The organism is Mucilaginibacter flavidus, from assembly GCF_024055575.1.
GTDB lineage: Bacteria > Bacteroidota > Bacteroidia > Sphingobacteriales > Sphingobacteriaceae > Mucilaginibacter > Mucilaginibacter flavidus.
In genome coordinates, this window is record NZ_JAMXOE010000053.1 from 1 (window position 1) to 6,099 (window position 6,099).

The following is a 6,099-nucleotide window of genomic DNA, read 5'->3' on the forward strand; positions in this document are numbered from 1 at the left end:
CTTGATAAGATTTGGCACCGACCTACTCTCCCATCCGCTAACCAGCGGACAGTACCACCGGGTCTGGCGGGCTTAACTTCATTGTCCGGATTGGAAATACGTATAAAACAAGAAAGCCGCTCATCGAATGATGAACGGCTGCTTGATAAGATTTGGCACCGACCTACTCTCCCACATTTTACTGCAGTACCATCGGCTCTGGCGGGCTTAACTTCTCTGTTCGGAATGGGAAGAGGTGGACACCGCCGATATAGGCACCTGAATTTCTTTAGTTGATTAGAGGTTGGTTAATTAGAGATTAGTTGCCTAACCGCTGTTGACCTTTTTCTAATAAACAATGACATATTATTGAAAGAAGTATTTTGATTGAAAAGACAACAGTTTTAGTGTTCGGTGATTAGAGTTTCGGGAGTATTGGTCAGGACAAGTCCTGATCGCTATTCTTTAATCTCTAATCACCATAATTACCTGCTATGAGAAAGCTTCGGGCGATTAGTATTACTTGGCTATGATGTCACCACCTTTATACCTGTAACCTATCAACGTAGTAGTCTGCTACGACCCTCAATGGAAGTCTCATCTTGTGGCTAGTTTCGCACTTAGATGCTTTCAGCGCTTATCTATTCCGAACGTAGCTACTCTGCAATACAGCTGGCGCCATAACAGATTCACCAGTGGTTCGTCCAACCCGGTCCTCTCGTACTAAGGTCAGCCCCACTCAAACTTCCTGCGCCCACAACAGATAGGGACCGAACTGTCTCGCGACGTTCTGAACCCAGCTCGCGTGCCACTTTAATGAGCGAACAGCTCAACCCTTGGGACCTTCTCCAGCCCCAGGATGTGACGAGCCGACATCGAGGTGCCAAACCTCCCCGTCGATATGAGCTCTTGGGGGAGATCAGCCTGTTATCCCCAGCGTACCTTTTATCCTTTGAGCGATGGCCCTTCCATGCAGAACCACCGGATCACTATATCCGTCTTTCGACCCTGCTCGGCTTGTCTGCCTCACAGTCAAGCAAGCTTATGCTATTGCACTCCCCGTACGGTTACCAAGCGTACTGAGCTTACCTTTGAAAGCCTCCGTTACCTTTTTGGAGGCGACCACCCCAGTCAAACTACCCGCCAAACAATGTCCTCCACATTATGGAGTTAGACACCAGATACAGAAAGGGTGGTATTTCAACGTTGACTAACATACTCCTAGCGAAGCATGATCACAGTCTCCCACCTATCCTACACATCCTGTAGCCGATTTCAATGTTAAGTTGTAGTGAAGGTGCATGGGGTCTTTCCGTCCCGTTGCGGGTAACCGGCGTCTTCACCGATACCACAATTTCACCGAGCTCATGGCTGAGACAGCGCCCAGATCGTTACACCATTCGTGCAGGTCGGAACTTACCCGACAAGGAATTTCGCTACCTTAGGACCGTTATAGTTACGGCCGCCGTTTACTGGGGCTTCGATTCAATGCTTCGAATTGCTCCTAACATCCCCTCTTAACCTTCCAGCACCGGGCAGGTGTCAGGCCATATACGTCATCTTTCGATTTTGCATAGCCATGTGTTTTTGTTAAACAGTCGCCTGGGCCTTTTCACTGCGGCTGATATTGCTACCAGCGCCCCTTCTCCCGAAGTTACAGGGCCATTTTGCCGAGTTCCTTAGCCATGATTCACTCGAGCACCTTAGGATTCTCTCCTCGACTACCTGTGTCGGTTTACGGTACGGGTTTTTATAACCTGAAGCTTAGCGGGTTTTCTTGGAAGTCTGATTACCTGAACTATCCTCTCCCCCGAAGGTTTAAGGTACTATCAGCTTTCAGCAAACCTGGCGTACTTTACTACCAAGCCTATACCTACGGCCTTTAACGAACTATTCCGTCAGTTCGCGTCAGTGTCACTACTCCGTCACCGCATCGCAGTTATAAAAAGTACTGGAATATTAACCAGTTGTCCATCGGCTACGCCCTTCGGCTTCACCTTAGGCCCCGACTAACCCTGATCCGATTAGCGTTGATCAGGAAACCTTAGTCTTTCGGTGGGCGGGTTTCTCTCCCGCCTTATCGTTACTTATGCCTACATTTGCTTTTCTATAACCTCCACAGTCAGTTACCTTCCTGCTTCACCGGATAATAGAATGCTCCCCTACCAGTATACATTACTGTATAATCCATAGCTTCGGTATACCACTTGATGCCCGTTTATTATCCATGCCCGATCGCTCGACTAGTGAGCTGTTACGCACTCTTTAAATGAATGGCTGCTTCCAAGCCAACATCCTAGCTGTCTGTGCAATCGGACCTCGTTAGTTCAACTTAGTGGTAATTTAGGGACCTTAGCTGATGGTCTGGGTTCTTTCCCTCTCGGCCCTGGACCTTAGCACCCAGAGCCTCACTCCAGCGTATATTAATAAGCATTCGGAGTTTATCTGGATTTGGTAGGATTTGACTCCCCCGCACCCAATTAGTAGCTCTACCTCTTATTAACTCAACCGCCAGGCTGTTCCTAAAAACATTTCGGGGAGTACGAGCTATTTCCCAGTTTGATTAGCCTTTCACCCCTACCCACAGATCATCCGGAAACTTTTCAACGTTTATCGGTTCGGTCCTCCAGTACCTGTTACGGCACCTTCAACCTGTCCATGGGTAGATCACAAGGTTTCGCGTCTACCTCCACTGACTATGCGCCCTATTCAGACTCGCTTTCGCTTCGGATCCATGTCTTAAACATTTAACCTTGCCAATGAAGAGTAACTCGTAGGCTCATTATGCAAAAGGCACGCCGTCACGGATCAAGTCCGCTCCGACCGCTTGTAAGTACACGGTTTCAGGTTCTATTTCACTCCCCTGTTCGGGGTTCTTTTCACCTTTCCCTCACGGTACTGGTTCACTATCGGTCTCTCAGGAGTATTTAGCCTTACCGGATGGTGCCGGCAAATTCCCACAAGGCGTCTCCGACCTCGCGGTACTCAGGATACCACTATCCTATTATCAATTACCCGTACGCAGCTCTCATGCTCTATGGCCGGGTTTCCCACCCCGTTCCGGTTTTCTTTAATATTCATGTTGTGGTCCTATAACCCCGGTTATGCCGTAACATAACCGGTTTGGGCTTCTTCCCTTTCGCTCGCCACTACTCAGGAAATCACTGTTGTTTTCTCTTCCTCTGCTTACTTAGATGTTTCAGTTCAGCAGGTTCGCGCATTTATGCAACTATTCTTCAAATAGTTAGGTTTCCCCATTCGGAAATCTGCGGATCAATTCATATTTGCTAATCCCCGCAGCTTATCGCAGCTTATCACGTCCTTCATCGCCTCTGAGAGCCAAGGCATCCCCCGTGTACCCTTTCTTACTTTCTTCTACTATACCGCCTTTTGCTCGGTATGTATGCTTTTTTGATTCTTGTTGCGTCTTCTAAGTTCTAAAGTTCAGAATCAGGATCCGGAACCGAAGCCCCTTCTCATTTTTCTTATTTCTTTCCTCGTCCGAGCCTCAACAGTCCTCTTCTGTTGTCTTCTCTTTCAATTTACTTCTTCCAATATGTCAAAGAACTTTTACCCCGGTCTTCCTTTTACAGATCGCCTTTGTCATTATCCATCTCTTGGTAGAGTTATGGTGGGTATGGTGGAGAATAACGGATTCGAACCGTTGACCCCCTGCGTGCAAGGCAGGTGCTCTAGCCAGCTGAGCTAATCCCCCTAAAAATCAAGTTTGTGTAGTCCCGAGCAGATTTGAACTGCTGACCCCTACATTATCAGTGTAGTGCTCTAACCAAACTGAGCTACAGGACTGTCTTTATTTCGGATTTCGGATTTGCGATTTCGGATTTAACAATCGTTTTCTCGTAAATCGTAAACCGTAATTTCTTACAATCTCGTTGCCCGTTTTGATTGTCACCTTACTAATGGCTTCATCTTTTGGGTTTTCCTTTTGTGTCGTTATTAATTAGTGATTTAGTGAATGACTGACTTAGTGATTTGCTTAGCAATTTTTCAATCGCTAATTCACTAATTCAACAATTCACTAACTAATCATAAGAAATAGATCATGTAGCTAACAGCTTTCGCTATTATGCCCTGTTTGAAGAGATTTTGTGGATACTGCTCCAGAAAGGAGGTATTCCAGCCACACCTTCCGGTACGGCTACCTTGTTACGACTTAGCCCCAGTTACCGACTTTACCCTAGGACGCTCCTTGCGGTTACGCACTTCAGGTACTTCCAGCTTCCATGGCTTGACGGGCGGTGTGTACAAGGCCCGGGAACGTATTCACCGCAGCATTGCTGATCTGCGATTACTAGCGAATCCAACTTCACGGGGTCGAGTTGCAGACCCCGATCCGAACTGTGAACAGCTTTTTGAGATTGGCATCCTGTTGCCAGGTAGCTGCCCTCTGTACTGCCCATTGTAGCACGTGTGTAGCCCCGGACGTAAGGGCCATGATGACTTGACGTCGTCCCCTCCTTCCTCTCTATTTGCATAGGCAGTCTGTTTAGAGTCCCCACCTTAACGTGCTGGCAACTAAACATAGGGGTTGCGCTCGTTGCGGGACTTAACCCAACACCTCACGGCACGAGCTGACGACAGCCATGCAGCACCTAGTTTCGTGTCCCGAAGGACTTGAGCGTCTCTGCTCAATTCACTAACTTTCAAGCCCGGGTAAGGTTCCTCGCGTATCATCGAATTAAACCACATGCTCCTCCGCTTGTGCGGGCCCCCGTCAATTCCTTTGAGTTTCACCCTTGCGGGCGTACTCCCCAGGTGGAATACTTAACGCTTTCGCTTTGACGCTAACTGTATATCGCTAACATCGAGTATTCATCGTTTAGGGCGTGGACTACCAGGGTATCTAATCCTGTTTGATCCCCACGCTTTCGTGCCTCAGCGTCAATCATACCATAGTAAGCTGCCTTCGCAATTGGTGTTCTGTGACATATCTATGCATTTCACCGCTACTTGTCACATTCCGCCTACCTCTAGTACATTCAAGCCCATCAGTATCAAGGGCACTGCGATAGTTGAGCTACCGTCTTTCACCCCTGACTTAACAGGCCGCCTACGCACCCTTTAAACCCAATAAATCCGGATAACGCTTGGATCCTCCGTATTACCGCGGCTGCTGGCACGGAGTTAGCCGATCCTTATTCTTACCGTACATTCAGCCTGATTCACGAATCAGGGTTTATTCCGGTACAAAAGCAGTTTACAACCCGTAGGGCCGTCTTCCTGCACGCGGCATGGCTGGTTCAGGCTTCCGCCCATTGACCAATATTCCTTACTGCTGCCTCCCGTAGGAGTCTGGTCCGTGTCTCAGTACCAGTGTGGGGGGTCATCCTCTCAGATCCCCTAAACATCGTAGCCTTGGTAAGCCATTACCTTACCAACTAGCTAATGTTCCGCATGCCCATCTTTATCCTATAAATATTTGATGAAATCACAATGCTGTGTCTTCATATTATGCGGGCTTAATCTCTCTTTCGAGAGGCTATCCCCCTGATAAAGGTAGGTTACATACGTGTTACGCACCCGTGCGCCACTCTCATGGAAAGCAAGCTCTCCAATCCCGTCCGACTTGCATGTATTAGGCCTGCCGCTAGCGTTCATCCTGAGCCAGGATCAAACTCTCCATTGTAAAATGTTTTGTTTGTTCACTGACCCTATTATTAATAATAGAATCTGTAAAATTATGTGTCCGGTAGGTTGAATCGTGAATTGCTTCTCTCTTCTCTCTGATCCGTTCACTGTGTATCTTTATACAGTATCCTTCTCTCTTCGTTTGTTCATAACAGTTTTACCCGTTATGCTACATGATTATCTATTACTTATAAGAACTTTTGCGCCTTTCTGTCTCAGTCAGGCTATATGTTTTAGGTCGCTTTCACTTCCTTAACTTTTCAATTTTTAGTGCGGAAATCGCTTCCGTCACCCTCTCTGTTTTTCTTCCCTTGTTTTGGGAATTTTCATCCCCTCGTTTTGGGACTGCAAAGGTAGAAACCTTTTTTTAATTCGCAAACTTTATTTTTTTTTATTTTCTAAAGCTTGTTTCCCGCCACCTTTCTCTCTTTTCTCTCCCTCGTTTGCGGGCTGCAAAGATGTGATTTTTTT

The 6,099-nt window shown here is 47.2% G+C and carries 2 tRNA genes and 3 rRNA genes; all 5 read right to left on the bottom strand.

Going from position 1 to position 6,099, the window contains the following annotated elements:
- Positions 1 to 150: 150 nt before the first annotated feature.
- Positions 151 to 262 (bottom strand): 5S ribosomal RNA (rrf, locus tag NAF19_RS30350).
- A gap of 211 nt (positions 263 to 473) precedes the next feature.
- Positions 474 to 3,354 (bottom strand): 23S ribosomal RNA (locus NAF19_RS30355).
- A 263-nt stretch (positions 3,355 to 3,617) separates the two neighbouring features.
- Positions 3,618 to 3,694: transfer RNA gene (locus tag NAF19_RS30360), tRNA-Ala, on the bottom strand.
- 17 nt (positions 3,695 to 3,711) lie between these two features.
- Positions 3,712 to 3,786, bottom strand: a tRNA-Ile gene (locus NAF19_RS30365).
- 318 nt (positions 3,787 to 4,104) lie between these two features.
- Positions 4,105 to 5,626 (bottom strand): 16S ribosomal RNA (locus tag NAF19_RS30370).
- The 16S, 23S and 5S rRNA genes sit together here with 2 tRNA genes alongside, the layout of an rRNA operon.
- Between the last annotated feature and the right edge of the window lie 473 nt (positions 5,627 to 6,099).